This window comes from Pseudomonas sp. v388 (assembly GCF_003935425.1).
GTDB lineage: Bacteria > Pseudomonadota > Gammaproteobacteria > Pseudomonadales > Pseudomonadaceae > Aquipseudomonas.
In genome coordinates this window covers 21,114-34,750 of sequence record NZ_RHQN01000012.1, presented here as the reverse complement: position 1 = coordinate 34,750, position 13,637 = coordinate 21,114, and the positions used below count along the sequence as shown (strand labels likewise).

General features: G+C 60.6%; 12 protein-coding genes. All 12 read left to right on the top strand.

Annotation, left to right across the window (positions count from 1 at the left end; all coding sequences use genetic code 11):
• Positions 1-213 precede the first annotated feature (213 nt).
• The 12 genes from tssA to EGJ27_RS23530 all read left to right on the top strand — a co-directional run bounded on the left by tssA (position 214) and on the right by EGJ27_RS23530 (position 13,626).
• On the top strand, positions 214-1,239 hold the full coding sequence (gene tssA / locus EGJ27_RS23585; protein ID WP_177523093.1) for a type VI secretion system protein TssA: 1,026 nt from the start codon (positions 214-216) through the stop codon (positions 1,237-1,239).
• Between the two features lie 95 nt (positions 1,240-1,334).
• On the top strand, positions 1,335-1,850 hold the full coding sequence (gene tssB, locus EGJ27_RS23580; RefSeq protein WP_125833151.1) for a type VI secretion system contractile sheath small subunit: 516 nt from the start codon (positions 1,335-1,337) through the stop codon (positions 1,848-1,850).
• 15 nt (positions 1,851-1,865) lie between these two features.
• Positions 1,866-3,359, top strand: coding sequence for a type VI secretion system contractile sheath large subunit (gene tssC / locus EGJ27_RS23575; protein ID WP_125833150.1), 1,494 nt, complete (start codon positions 1,866-1,868; stop codon positions 3,357-3,359).
• A gap of 173 nt (positions 3,360-3,532) precedes the next feature.
• Positions 3,533-4,021 (top strand): type VI secretion system tube protein Hcp, encoded by a 489-nt coding sequence (locus tag EGJ27_RS23570; protein WP_125833149.1) that lies wholly within the window; start codon positions 3,533-3,535, stop codon positions 4,019-4,021.
• Positions 4,022-4,107: 86 nt separating this feature from the next.
• Positions 4,108-4,563, top strand: a complete 456-nt coding sequence (locus tag EGJ27_RS23565) for a type VI secretion system amidase effector protein Tae4 (RefSeq protein WP_125833148.1) — start codon at positions 4,108-4,110, stop codon at positions 4,561-4,563.
• A complete protein-coding gene (locus EGJ27_RS23560) occupies positions 4,560-5,006 on the top strand; it encodes a hypothetical protein (RefSeq protein WP_125833147.1) in 447 nt (148 codons plus the stop codon). Before EGJ27_RS23565 ends, EGJ27_RS23560 begins: the two co-directional genes overlap by 4 nt.
• Positions 5,003-5,515, top strand: a complete 513-nt coding sequence (tssE, locus tag EGJ27_RS23555) for a type VI secretion system baseplate subunit TssE (RefSeq protein WP_371920881.1) — start codon at positions 5,003-5,005, stop codon at positions 5,513-5,515. Before EGJ27_RS23560 ends, tssE begins: the two co-directional genes overlap by 4 nt.
• Entirely contained in the window at positions 5,512-7,371 is a 1,860-nt protein-coding gene (tssF, locus tag EGJ27_RS23550; protein ID WP_125833145.1) for a type VI secretion system baseplate subunit TssF, read from the top strand. Before tssE ends, tssF begins: the two co-directional genes overlap by 4 nt.
• Positions 7,335-8,387 (top strand): type VI secretion system baseplate subunit TssG, encoded by a 1,053-nt coding sequence (gene tssG / locus EGJ27_RS23545; RefSeq protein ID WP_125833144.1) that lies wholly within the window; start codon positions 7,335-7,337, stop codon positions 8,385-8,387. The genes tssF and tssG overlap by 37 nt, the downstream gene beginning before the upstream one ends.
• The gene (tssH, locus tag EGJ27_RS23540; protein ID WP_125833143.1) at positions 8,380-11,061 is read left to right on the top strand and encodes a type VI secretion system ATPase TssH; all 2,682 of its coding nucleotides are present in this window, start codon (positions 8,380-8,382) and stop codon (positions 11,059-11,061) included. The genes tssG and tssH overlap by 8 nt, the downstream gene beginning before the upstream one ends.
• Before the next feature lie 189 nt (positions 11,062-11,250).
• On the top strand, positions 11,251-13,185 hold the full coding sequence (locus tag EGJ27_RS23535) for a type VI secretion system tip protein VgrG (protein ID WP_125833142.1): 1,935 nt from the start codon (positions 11,251-11,253) through the stop codon (positions 13,183-13,185).
• 15 nt (positions 13,186-13,200) lie between these two features.
• The gene (locus EGJ27_RS23530) at positions 13,201-13,626 is read left to right on the top strand and encodes a DcrB-related protein (RefSeq protein ID WP_125833141.1); all 426 of its coding nucleotides are present in this window, start codon (positions 13,201-13,203) and stop codon (positions 13,624-13,626) included.
• The last annotated feature ends 11 nt before the right edge of the window (positions 13,627-13,637 follow it).

Genomic DNA, 13,637 nt, shown 5'->3' with positions numbered 1-13,637 from the left:
TCCCTGCTACCGGCGCCTTCAGCGTTACAAAGGGCGTATAGCTTAACCTTGACAACGCATCTGTACTACACCAAAAATGCACAACGCCAGCACATACATGATGCCACTTTGATATCACGGATTGATTGCCGGTAGCAATTCCCGGAACTTGTTAGAAAAAATTTCCCAAAGCACAGCAATACATCATCTGATTTGATAAGGAGATCGGTTTTGGTGGATGTCCCGTTGTTGCTTGCCCCCATTTCCGCCAACTTTCCCTGTGGCGATGATCTGGAATATGACCCGGACTTTCTGCAGTTGGAGCGTGACGCCCAAGGCAAACCGGAACGAGTCATGGGCGATGCTATTCAACCTGCCGAACCCCCGCAGTGGCGTGCCATCGAGCAGACCTGCGTGGCTTTGTTGCAGCGCAGTAAAGATCTGCGTATCACCCACTTCCTCCTGCAAAGCACCCTGGCCCTTGAAGGAATCGTCGGACTGAGCAGTAGCCTGGCTCTGACCCAGCAACTGCTCGAAAACTACTGGGCCGATATCTATCCGCAGCTCGATGTCGATGACAACAACGACCCTACCGTTCGGGTCAACGCATTGTCAGGCCTTGCCTGCGACACCAATGTGCGCCTGTTGCGTGATAGCGTTCTGATCCGTTCACGCGCGTTCGGGACCATCACGCTGCGCGCGGCATTGAACGCCAGCGGACTGCAGCATTTCAGCGATGAACAGCTGAGTATCGAGGAGTTATCCGGTGCTCTACGCGACAGCGATCCCGATCAACTGGCCGCTACCCGCGTCGCCCTCAACGAAGCTCGCGCCGCAGCCGAAGCCATCGAGCGCTGGGTGTCCGATCAGGTGGGTTCGGCCCAGGGCGTGGATCTGACCGCGTTGAAACAGCCTCTCAAACAGGCTCTGCAAGTACTGGGCGAGCTGGTTCTGACAGGTGGCGAGAGAGAGCTTTCGGACACCGAATCGTCTGACAGCCCTTCCCCACATGAATCTGCGACAACACCGACTTCGGTCGGGACGCGGGCCAATGTCGGCATCGGCAGCCGCGACGATGTACTGCGCGGCCTGGATCAGATCCTGACCTATTACGCACGCCACGAGCCGTCGAGCCCGCTGCCGATGCTGTTGAACCGGGCCAGGAAGCTGGTGCATGCGGACTTCGAGACCATCGTGCGCAATCTGATCCCGGACGGTATGTCCCAATTTGAAAACTTGCGCGGGCCTGAGGCTGACTGACACCCGATGGGAGTCCCAGCCTGGGCCACGCAATCCCGTTACCGGCACCGACCGATGACGCCAACATCGTCGCAATAGCGACCAGGAGGAGCAACGTGGCGAAAACCAGTTCTCAGAAGTTCATCGCGCGTAACCGCGCACCTCGCGTCCAGATCGAATATGACGTCGAGCTTTATGGCGCCGAGAAAAAGGTCCAGCTGCCTTTTGTCATGGGCGTCATGGCCGATCTGGCCGGCAAGCCTGCCGAGCCCCTGGCCGCCGTCGCCGACCGGAAGTTTCTTGAGATCGACGTCGACAACTTCGACTCGCGCCTCAAGGCCATGCAGCCGCGCGTGGCATTTCACGTGCCTAACGAGCTGACCGGCGAAGGCAACCTGAGCCTGGATATCACCTTCGAAAGCATGGACGACTTCAGCCCGGCCGCCGTGGCGCGCAAAGTCGACTCGCTGAACAAGCTGCTCGAAGCGCGGACTCAACTGGCCAACTTGCTGACCTACATGGACGGCAAGACCGGCGCAGAAGAAATCATCATGAAAGCCATCAAGGACCCCGCGCTGCTCCAGGCCCTGGCGAGTGCGCCAAAGCCTCAGGACGCCGAGCCCAACGCGTAATCAGGACCACAGATCATGACCGAATCGAGTCGCGAAACTCAGGCCCTGACAGGGGCCACCGAACAGACCAGTGAATTCGCATCGCTGCTGTTGCAAGAATTCAAACCCAAGACCGAGCGTGCTCGCGAGGCGGTGGAAACTGCCGTGCGCACCCTGGCCGAGCAGGCTCTGGCGCAGACTGACCTGGTGTCCAACGATGCGATCAAATCGATCGAGTCGATCATTGCCGCCATCGACGCCAAGCTCACCGCCCAAGTGAACCAGATCATCCACCACCAGGATTTCCAGCAAGTGGAAAGCGCCTGGCGTGGCCTGCACTATCTGGTCAGCAACACCGAAAGCGATGAGCAGCTGAAGATTCGGGTGCTGAACATTTCCAAGCCTGAGTTGCACAAGACCCTGAAGAAATTCAAGGGCACGGCATGGGACCAGAGCCCGCTGTTCAAGAAGATGTACGAAGAAGAGTACGGCCAGTTCGGCGGCGAGCCCTATGGCTGCCTGGTCGGAGATTACTACTTCGACCAGTCGCCTCCGGATGTCGAGCTGCTGGGCGAGCTGTCCAAGGTCTGCGCAGCCATGCATGCGCCTTTCATCGCTGCGGCTTCGCCGACGGTAATGGGCATGGGTTCGTGGCAGGAGCTGTCCAACCCTCGCGACCTGACCAAGATCTTCACCACACCGGAGTACGCCGGCTGGCGCTCGCTGCGTGAATCGGAAGACTCGCGCTACATCGGCCTGACCATGCCGCGCTTCCTGGCGCGCCTGCCGTACGGTGCCAAGACCGATCCGGTGGAAGCCTTCGCTTTTGAAGAAAACACCGACGGCGCAGACAGCGCCAAATACACCTGGGCCAACGCCGCGTATGCGATGGCGGTGAACATCAACCGTTCGTTCAAACACTATGGCTGGTGCTCGCGGATTCGCGGTGTCGAGTCCGGTGGTGAAGTGGAAAACCTGCCGGCGCACACCTTCCCCACGGACGATGGCGGCGTCGACATGAAGTGCCCGACAGAGATCGCCATCTCCGACCGGCGCGAGGCCGAGCTGGCCAAGAACGGTTTCATGCCGCTGCTGCACAAGAAGAACACCGATTTCGCGGCGTTCATCGGTGCCCAGTCGTTGCAGAAGCCTGCCGAATACGATGATCCGGACGCCACGGCCAACGCCAACCTGGCCGCGCGCCTGCCGTACCTGTTCGCCACTTGCCGCTTCGCTCACTACCTCAAGTGCATCGTGCGCGACAAGATCGGCTCGTTCAAAGAGAAGGACGAGATGCAGCGCTGGCTGCAGGACTGGATCCTCAATTACGTCGACGGCGACCCGGCGCACTCCACCGAAACCACCAAGGCCCAGCATCCGCTGGCTGCAGCCGAAGTGGTTGTCGAGGACGTCGAGGGCAATCCGGGTTACTACAACTCGCGCTTCTACCTGCGCCCGCACTACCAGCTGGAAGGGCTGACCGTATCGCTGCGCCTGGTTTCGAAGCTGCCTTCGGCCAAGGGTGCCTGAGGAAAGGATGCTTCAAGCGGCATAGGTAGGAGCGGACGTGCCCGCGATGACGGAGCAGTAGGGCGCGCAAATGCAGCGTCTGTACCGGCCTCTTCGCGGAAAAGTCCGCTCCTACAGTTCATGCCTGGGTGTGATCAATCAATTCAGTGGCCCATGCCACATCAGGAGATAACATGGCTGTCGATATTTTCATCAAGATCGGTGACATCAAGGGTGAGTCCATGGACAAGGCCCACAAGGACGAAGTCGATGTACTGAACTGGAGCTGGGGCATGTCCCAGTCCGGCAATATGCATCAGGGCACCGGCGGCGGTGCAGGCAAAGTGAACATCCAGGACCTGTCGATCACCAAATACGTCGACAAGGCCACTCCAAACCTGATGATGCATTGCTCCAGCGGCAAGCACATCGACAAGGTCAAACTGACCGTGCGCAAGGCCGGCGGCGAAAGCCAGGTCGAGTACATGATCATCAACCTGGAAGAAGTGATCATCACCTCCTTGAGCACCGGCGGCTCGGGCAGCGATGACCGCATGGTGGAAAACGTCACCCTGAACTTCGCTCAGGTCACGGTCGACTACCAGCCACAGAAGGCCGACGGCTCGAAGGAAGGCGGCCCGATCAAGTACGGCTGGAACATTCGCTCTAACACCAAGCGCTGATTAGCCGGCCCCCGGCGATTCAGGCCGGGGGCATCTGCTGACGACGAAACGTCATTTCGCTCCTCTTTCTGTAGGGAAACAGAGTCATGGCCAAGCCTTCGTTCATCAACCTGTGGCGGGCGTATTCCGATCTACTGAACACTTACCCTGACGCCAAGCCCTGCGACGGGCCTTGGGCGAACCAGTGCGCCATACGCATGAGCATGACGCTGAATGCCGAGCTGACCATCAAGGTCAACAAATCCACTTATACCGAACCCAAATGCAAGCACGAGCACGCCCGAGGCGCCGAATCGTTGGCGAACTGGCTATGGAAACACCACCTGGGACGGCCGCTGATTCTCGGCGGATCGGCGACCGAACGGCTCAAGCTTCAGCACAAGACCGGCCTGATCTTTTTCAAGGACTGCTTCACCCAGCCCAATGAAGACCTGGACCAACGCTCGGGCGACCATATCGACCTATGGAATCGCGGCCGTACCACCGGCTATTCCGACGGCAACTACATGTCCAGACAAGTCTGGTTCTGGGAGCTGACATGAGCCGCGTTATCGTCAGAACAGTCCTGCTCGGCCTGCTGTCGTTCAGCCTCAACGCCTGCGCCGAGTCCGGATCTTCGACTTCCGCCACAACGGGCGACTCACCTCAAGTCAGCCTGGGCGGGCAAAATCTCTCGCTTATCAATGTCGAGGGCAAATGCTCGGTGCTCAAGCCGAACGGTGCCCGACTCGCGACCAAACTGCCCTGGCCCTGCCAGTTCAGCCAGGATCGTAACGGCCGGGCGCGAGTGGAAACCTTCAAATCAACGCCCATTGTCCTGCTGACCCACGATGAGCGCGCCGCTGAATCTGGCTTCGACTGCGTGCAGACTGCCCAGGCGCTGCGCTTGCGCAATGGCGTGTTGGAGATCTCCAGCGTCAATCAGGCCGGCATGTGCTCGCGCGGCCATGATCAGAAACTGTTCACGGCGATGTTCGACTGGTGAACGACCTGATTCCGCGCGAGCGTCTGCAACCGTCCCTGCTCGATCGCCTTACCGACGACGATCCGACCAATCCGCAGGAAAGCGCGGACAAGCGGGTGCTGTCCCTGAACCAGCTCAAGGCTTCGGTGCTGCGTGACCTCGCCTGGCTGTTGAACACCACTTCCCTGCTGGATGCCGATACGACGCTGCACAGTCAGGCGGGCACCACGGTAGTGAATTTCGGGCTACCGGCGCTGGCGGGCAACAGCGCATCGAGCATCGATATCGGCATGCTGGAAAGCCTGATCCGCCGCGCCATCGTCACCTTCGAGCCGCGCATCCTGCCTCACACCTTGAGCGTGCGCGCTCGGGTGGGTCACGACCAGATGAATCACAACGCCTTGAGTTTCGAGATTCAGGGCGATCTTTGGGCACAGCCCGTCGCCCTGCCCTTGTTGCTGCGCACTGAACTGGATCTGGAGTCCGGCCACGTCAAGGTATTGCCCGCCGATCAACGGAGACGTACATGAACCCGCGCCTGCTCGGGCTTTACAATCAGGAACTGCAGCACATTCGAGAAAGTGCCGCCGAGTTTGCTCGTGAGTACCCCAAGATTGCCGGGCGCCTGACGCTGTCGGGGCTCGATTGCGCTGACCCTTACGTCGAGCGCTTGCTGGAAGGTTTTGCTTATCTCACAGCCCGAGTGCACCTCAAGCTCGATGCCGAGTACCCGACCTTCACCCACAACCTGCTGGAAATCGCCTACCCGCACTACCTGGCGCCGACGCCGTCGATGACCGTCGTGCAGATGCAGACCGACCCGGACGAAGGCTCGCTGAGCCAGGGGTTCACCTTGCCCCGTGACAGTGTGCTGCGTGGCGCATTGGGACGTGACTCACAGACGTCCTGCGAATACCGGACCGCTCATGAGGTGACCTTGTGGCCGATCAAGGTCAGCGATGCGCAGTATTTTGGTAATCCTTCCGCAGTGCTGGGTCGTCTGGCCGCCAGTGAGCCGAAGGCCAAGGCCGGTTTGCGCATCACGCTGCGCGCAGGTGCCGAGCTGACGTTCGACAAAATGGACCTGAACAACCTGCCGCTCTATCTCAGTGGCGCGGATGAGCAGCCGTTCAGGCTTTACGAACAATTGCTGGGCAATGCCTGCGCGGTATTTGCCCGCCAGCCTGGAGCGGATTGGGTCGAGCGCCTGCCGGCGGACGCATTGCGCCCTTGCGGGTTCGATGACCGCGAAGCCGCTTTGCCAGTGGTGCCGCAAGCCTTCCAGGGCTATCGGCTGTTGCAGGAATACTTCGCCCTGCCCCAGCGTTTTCTGTTCGTCGAATTCGCCGAGCTGACTCGCGCCGTACAGCGTTGCGATGGTCAGGAACTGGAGCTGATCGTGCTGTTCGACCGCTTCGACCAGCCCCTTGAAAGCAGCATTGGCGCCGACCAGTTCGTGCCGTTCTGCACGCCGGCCATCAACCTGTTCCCACGCCGCCTGGACCGTATTCACTTGTCTGACCGGGTCAACGAGCACCACGCCATCGCCGACCGTACCCGGCCGATGGATTTCGAGGTCCACTCGCTCAAGTCCGTGACCGGCCATGGCACCGGCCCGGATCAACCATTCCTGCCGTTCTACGCCGTGCGCGATCCGTCACGCTATGGTCGCGACAAGGCTTACTACGTGTTGCGGCGCGAGCCTCGGGTACTTTCCAGCGAGCAGCGGCGCAACGGGACACGCTCGAACTACGTCGGCAGCGAAACGTTCATCAGCCTGGTCGACAGCCAGCAGGCGCCTTATCGGCATGATCTGCGGCAACTGGGCCTTAGCGCTTTATGCACCAACCGCGACCTGCCGCTATTCATGAGCGTGGGCACCGGCAAGACCGATTTCACCCTGGCCGACAGCGCTCCGGTGGCAGCCATTCGTTGCCTGGCCGGCCCCAGCCAACCCCGCGCCAGTCATGCGCACGACAACAAGGCATGGCGGTTGATCAGCCAGCTGTCGCTCAACTACCTGTCGCTGAGCGAGCGAGGTCAGGGCGCTGCGGCGTTGCGTGAATTGCTGCGCCTGTACGGCGACGACCATGATGCGGCGCTGCAATTGCAGATCGAAGGCTTGCGCGACGTCAGCAGCAAACCTTGCACAAGGCGCCTGCCGATGCCGGGGCCGATCGTGTTTGGTCGTGGGCTGGAAATCACTCTGGAATTCGACGAGAACGCTTTCCGCGGCACCGGCGTGTTTCTGCTGGGTGCTGTTTTCGAGCGTTTCCTGGCACGTTACGTGTCGATCAACAGTTTTACCGAGACGGTGATCCGTACCACCGAACGCGGCGAGATCATGCGATGGAAAGCCAAGCCAGGACGCCGTCCGACCCTGTGAATACGTTAAACGACATGCAGGATCAGCCCTGGGAATACGATTTCTTCCAGGCACTGCGTCGCATCGAGTGCGAGTCGCCCGATTTGCCGCGATTGGGCCATTCGCTACGCCTGGCAGACGATCCGCTGCGCCTGGGCCAGCAACCGGAAAGCTCGTTTGCGCCCGCCACACTGGCATCGGTGAAACCAGCGGAAGGCGACAAGCCGGCCCGACTGGAGCAATTCTTCTTCGGCCTCGGCGGCCCGAACGGACCGCTGCCTTTGCACATCACCGAATATGTGCGCGAGCGCCAGCGCAACAACGCAGACAGCGCCAGCAAACGTTTCCTGGACGTGTTCCATCATCGTCTGTTGAGCCTGTTCTATCGCGCCTGGGCAGAGGCCAGGCCCACGGTCAGCCACGACCGACCCGACGACGATTATTGGTCGGTCAGGCTGGCCTCGCTGAGCGGGCGCGGCATGTCCAGCCTGCTGGGCCAAGGGCTGATTCCCGATACCGCCAAGTTGCATTTCAGCGGCCATCTGGCCGCCCAGACGCGTTATCCCGACGGGCTGCGGGCCATTTTGGCTGAGTACTTTGGGCTGCCGGTCGAGATCGAGGAATACGTAGGTCAATGGCTAGAACTGCCTGAGCGCAGCCGCGTGGGCGTCAGCTCCAACCGTTTGGGCAACGACTTCTGTCTGGGCCGCTACGTATGGGATCGCCAGCACAAATTCCGCATTCGCCTGGGGCCGCTCAAGCTTGCCGACTACATGGGCATGCTGCCTGACGGCCAGCCGTTCAAAGAGCTGGTGGCCTGGGTCGCCGAATATATGGGCCACGAGCTGGACTGGGATCTGAACCTGATTCTGGAACAACCCGAAATCCCGCCCTTCCAACTCAACGGACGCCAGCGGCTGGGTTTCAACACCTGGCTGGGCAAACGCCAACACGATGCCAAGGATCTGATTCTGGCCCGGCATTACGCCGACCAGACTTCGTCCGCACAACTTTCAGGGAGCAATGAACATGGGTGAGATCAGTCGCGCAGCACTGTTTGGCAAGCTCAACAGCGTGGCTTACAAAGCCATCGAAGCCGCCACGGTTTTCTGCAAATTGCGGGGCAATCCGTATGTCGAACTGGCGCACTGGTTCCACCAACTGTTGCAGCTTCAGGATTCGGACCTGCACCGCATCGTGCGTCAGCTCAACATCGAACCGGCGCGTCTGGCACGGGATCTGACCGACGCCCTGGATCGCCTGCCGCGGGGTTCGACGTCGATCACCGACCTGTCGTCCCATGTCGAGGAAGCGGTTGAACGTGGCTGGGTCTACGGCAGCCTGATGTTCGGCGAAAGTCAGGTGCGCACCGGCTATCTGGTGATCGGTATCCTCAAAACGCCCAGCCTGCGCCATGCACTGCTGGGCCTGTCTGCGGAGTTCGACAAGGTCAAGGTCGAAAGCCTGAGCGAGCGCTTCGACGAATATGTGGGCGACTCCCCGGAAAACGCCCTTGGCGCCAGTGACGGTTTCAGTGCCGGTGCCGTGCCGGGCGAAGCCAGTGGTGCGATGTCGCCCAGCGCCATGGGCAAGCAGGAAGCTCTGAAGAAATTCACCGTCGACCTGACTGAGCAGGCGCGCAGCGGGAAGCTCGACCCTATCGTGGGTCGCGATGAAGAGATTCGCCAATTGGTGGATATCCTCATGCGCCGTCGCCAGAACAACCCGATCCTGACCGGTGAAGCGGGCGTCGGCAAAACCGCAGTGGTCGAAGGCTTTGCCTTGCGCATCGTGGCCGGCGATGTGCCGCCTGCGCTCAAGGACGTCGAACTGCGCAGCCTGGACGTCGGGCTATTGCAAGCGGGCGCAAGCATGAAAGGCGAATTCGAGCAGCGTCTGCGCCAGGTCATCGAAGACGTGCAGGCCTCGCCGAAGCCGATCATCCTGTTTATCGACGAAGCCCATACGCTGGTGGGCGCTGGTGGCGCGGCCGGCACCGGAGACGCCGCCAACCTGCTCAAGCCGGCGCTGGCACGCGGCTCGTTGCGTACGGTCGCGGCGACCACCTGGGCCGAGTACAAGAAACACATTGAGAAGGACCCTGCCCTGACTCGCCGCTTCCAGGTTGTGCAAGTGGCCGAGCCATCCGAAGACAAGGCACTGTTGATGATGCGCGGCGTCGCCTCGACCATGGAGCAGCACCATCAGGTGCAGATCCTCGATGAAGCGTTGGAAGCGTCGGTCAAACTGTCTCACCGCTACATTCCGGCCCGTCAGTTGCCCGACAAATCCGTCAGCCTGCTGGACACTGCCTGCGCACGGGTCGCCATCAGCCTGCACGCGGTTCCAGCCGAGGTTGACGACAGCCGCCGTCGGATCGAGGCACTGGAAACCGAGCTGCAGATCATCGCCCGCGAGCAGGCCATCGGCATTGGCATCGGCTCGCGAAAGACCAGTACCGAGGCGCTGCTGGTCGCTGAACACGAACGGTTGGCCACACTGGAAACCCGCTGGGCCGATGAGAAAGCGCTGGTCGACGAATTGCTGGCGCTGCGCGCGCAATTGCGGGAAAGCGCAGGCGTGGTCGACAGCGATGCTGGCACCGATCAAGGTCAGGCGCTGCGTGAACAATTGGTCGACCTGCAACAGCGCTTGAGCGCACTGCAAGGCGAGAACCCGCTGATCCTGCCCACGGTGGATTATCAGGCAGTGGCTTCGGTGGTCGCCGACTGGACCGGAATTCCGGTGGGCCGCATGGCGCGTAACGAGCTGGAGACGGTCCTCAATCTGGACCAGCATCTGAAAAAACGCATCATCGGCCAGGACCATGCGCTGCAGATGATCGCCAAGCGCATCCAGACGTCACGCGCGGGGCTCGACAATCCGGGCAAGCCTATCGGCGTCTTCATGCTGGCCGGCACTTCCGGCGTAGGCAAGACCGAGACCGCGCTGGCGCTGGCCGAAGCCATGTATGGCGGTGAGCAGAACGTCATCACCATCAACATGAGCGAGTTCCAGGAAGCTCACACTGTATCGACGCTCAAGGGCGCGCCACCCGGCTATGTCGGCTATGGCGAAGGCGGTGTGCTCACCGAGGCCGTGCGGCGCAAGCCCTACAGCGTGGTGTTGCTGGACGAGGTTGAGAAAGCCCACCCGGACGTGCACGAGATTTTCTTCCAGGTATTCGACAAAGGCGTCATGGAAGATGGCGAAGGCCGGGTCATCGATTTCAAGAACACCTTGATCCTGCTGACCACCAACGCGGGGACCGAGCTGATCTCGCACCTGTGCAAGGACACCTTGGACGTGCCGGATCCCGAAGCCATCGCCAAGGCCCTGCGCCAGCCGTTGCTGGAGATTTTCCCGCCTGCGCTGCTGGGCCGGTTGGTGACCATTCCGTACTACCCGCTCAGCGACACCATGCTCAAGGCGATTACCCGCCTGCAACTGGACCGGATCAAGAAGCGCGTGGAAAACACCCACAAGGTTGCGTTCGATTACGACGACCAGGTCATCGATCTGATCGTATCGCGCTGCACCGAAACCGAAAGCGGCGGCCGCATGATCGACACCATCCTGACCAATACCCTGCTGCCGGACATGAGTCGCGAATTCCTGACCCGCATGCTCGAAGGCAAGGCCTTGGCCGGCGTGCGTATCAGCCAGCGGGATAACGACTTTCATTACCAGTTCAGTGACCAGATCCAATGATCAAAGCCGTAGGACCCAGCTTGTCGGCGTACCGGCCAGTGCAGCCTCGCCAGCCCTGTCGCCCGAAAAGCCGCCTTCGCGAGCAAGCTCGCTCCTACGGGCCCAACTCAATTGCTGTTGAAAAGGCCGGTACGTGCATCGCAACCTCGCCGTCGGGGAAGCAATGAACTCAGTGCAACGAGATAACCGATGAATTTCCAGCAACTCACCCGCTTGGCCCAAATCACCAGCCCGTTAGGGCCGGACGTGCTGCTGCTCAAGGACATGAGCGGCGGCGATGAGCTGGGGCGTCTGTTCAGCTACGACCTGCAGCTGACCTCCTCCGATGGCGCCATCGACCTCAATCAGTTGCTGGGCAAACCCATGAGTCTGGCGCTGCAACTGGCCGGCGGCGGTCAGCGCTATTTTCACGGCATCGTGGCGCGCTGCAGTCAGAGCGTCGAACAAGGCCAGTTCGCTAGTTATCACGTGACCTTGCGCCCCTGGCTCTGGCTGCTGAGCCGCACTTCCGATTGCCGAATTTTCCAGAACCAGACGATCCCGCAGATCATCAAACAAGTCTTCCGCGACCTGGGCTTCTCCGATTTCGAGGACGCCCTCAGCAAGCCTTATCGCGAGTGGGAATATTGCGTTCAGTACCGGGAAAACAGCTTCGATTTCGTCAGCCGTCTGATGGAGCAGGAAGGGATTTACTATTTCTTCCGCCATGAGAAGGACCGGCATGTGCTGGTACTGGCCGACGCCTACGGCGCTCACCAGCCGGTGCCCGGTTATGAATCGGTGCCCTATTTCCCGCCCGACGGCCAGCATCGCGAACGCGACCACATCAACGACTGGCGCCTGGCGCAGGAAGTCCAGTCCGGCTCATTGGAACTCAACGACTACGACTTCCAGCGCCCCAGCGCCAGTATCGAAGTGCGCTCGGCGATGCCGCGCCCGCACACGGCTGGCGATTACCCGCTGTTCGACTACCCCGGCACCTACGTGCAAAGCCAGGACGGCGAGCATTACGCCCGCACTCGCCTCGAAGCGTTGCAGAGTCTGCACGAGCGAATCGAGCTGAGCGGCAACGCACGGGGTCTGGGCGCCGGCAATCTGTTCAGCCTGTCCGGCTTCGGGCGTCAGGATCAGAACCGCGAATACCTGATCGTCGCGACGCGTTACTACATCGCTCAGGAAAGCCTGGAAAGCGGCGCGGGCGCGGGCGGCGTGCAGTTCGAATGCGGTATGACCTGCATCGACGCCCAGCAAAGCTTCCGCCCGCTGGCCAACAGCCCGCGCCCGATCGTCAAAGGCCCGCAAACTGCGCTGGTGGTCGGTCCCGCCGGCGAGGAAATCTGGACCGACCAGTTCGGCCGGGTCAAGGTGCATTTCTATTGGGATCGCCACGACCAGTCCAACGAAAACAGCTCATGCTGGATTCGAGTGTCACAGGCCTGGGCCGGTAAGAACTGGGGGGCGATGCAGATCCCGCGGATCGGCCAGGAAGTGATCGTCAGTTTTCTGGAAGGCGACCCCGACCGCCCGATCATCACCGGCCGCGTTTACAACGCCGAACAGACCGTGCCTTACGACCTGCCCGCCAACGCGACCCAGAGCGGCATGAAGAGCCGCTCAAGCAAAGGCGGCACGCCGGCCAACTTCAACGAAATCCGCATGGAGGACAAGAAGGGAGCCGAGCAGTTGTACATCCATGCCGAGCGCAATCAGGACATTGTGGTTGAAGTGGATGAGAGTCATTCGGTCGGCCACGACCGGGTCAAAAGCATCGGCCACGATGAAACGGTGCTGATCGGCAATAACCGCGTGCGCATCGTCAGACAGGACGATGTGCTGGCGGTCGGCAAGAGCAAGACCGACAGCATCAGCCAGAGCTATCTGATCGAGGTGGGTGAAAACCTGCGATTGGTGTGCGGCGCCAGTGTGCTGGAGCTCAACGCCAGTGGCCAGATCAACCTGAGCGGCGTGCAGATCAGTTTCCATGCAAGCGGCGACGCACAGTTCAATACCGGCGGCGTGCTGCACCTGAACAACGGCAAAGGTCCCGACGCGGCACCTGAAGGCCAGGGCGTCAAAGCGTCCATCGACGCCAACGTCGCTGCTGTCTTTCCCAAGCCCAAATAAAGAGATTTCGCCTTCATGACGTATCGCATCAATGAGCTTCAGTTTCAGCTACCGGAAAGCGAGCTGCAGGACGCTTCGATCAATATTCTCAAGTTTCCGACACTGGGAACCTCGCTGATCATCAGTCGCAGCGTGCTGGCCGAGGGCGAAACCCTGCAGAGCAATTTCGACGATCAACTCAAGCGCCTGGAAAAGCAGGTACAGGACTTGCGCTATCAGCAGGTTCAGAACGTGCGTATAGCCGCTGACCAGGCTATCGATGCCATCGAAATGCGAAGCCAGTTCAGCAAGGGCACGGAAAACGTCTATCAGCTCCAGCTCGCCTTTGTACAGCCGGGTACTCGCAAAATGATTGCCCTCAGCTACGTGAAAGCTCAGCCACTGGGCGAACCAGAGGCCAACCATTGGGCTGTCCTCAAGCAGACACTGACTTTCGCGTGACGAGCCTTCTG

Coding starts and splice junctions, on each gene's coding strand:
- tssC (WP_125833150.1), top strand. CDS start 1,866: ATGACCGAATCGAGTCGCGAAACTCAGGCCCTGACAGGGGCCACCGAA.
- EGJ27_RS23570 (WP_125833149.1), top strand. CDS start 3,533: ATGGCTGTCGATATTTTCATCAAGATCGGTGACATCAAGGGTGAGTCC.
- EGJ27_RS23565 (WP_125833148.1), top strand. CDS start 4,108: ATGGCCAAGCCTTCGTTCATCAACCTGTGGCGGGCGTATTCCGATCTA.
- EGJ27_RS23560 (WP_125833147.1), top strand. CDS start 4,560: ATGAGCCGCGTTATCGTCAGAACAGTCCTGCTCGGCCTGCTGTCGTTC.
- tssF (WP_125833145.1), top strand. CDS start 5,512: ATGAACCCGCGCCTGCTCGGGCTTTACAATCAGGAACTGCAGCACATT.
- tssG (WP_125833144.1), top strand. CDS start 7,335: ATGGAAAGCCAAGCCAGGACGCCGTCCGACCCTGTGAATACGTTAAAC.
- tssH (WP_125833143.1), top strand. CDS start 8,380: ATGGGTGAGATCAGTCGCGCAGCACTGTTTGGCAAGCTCAACAGCGTG.
- EGJ27_RS23535 (WP_125833142.1), top strand. CDS start 11,251: ATGAATTTCCAGCAACTCACCCGCTTGGCCCAAATCACCAGCCCGTTA.
- EGJ27_RS23530 (WP_125833141.1), top strand. CDS start 13,201: ATGACGTATCGCATCAATGAGCTTCAGTTTCAGCTACCGGAAAGCGAG.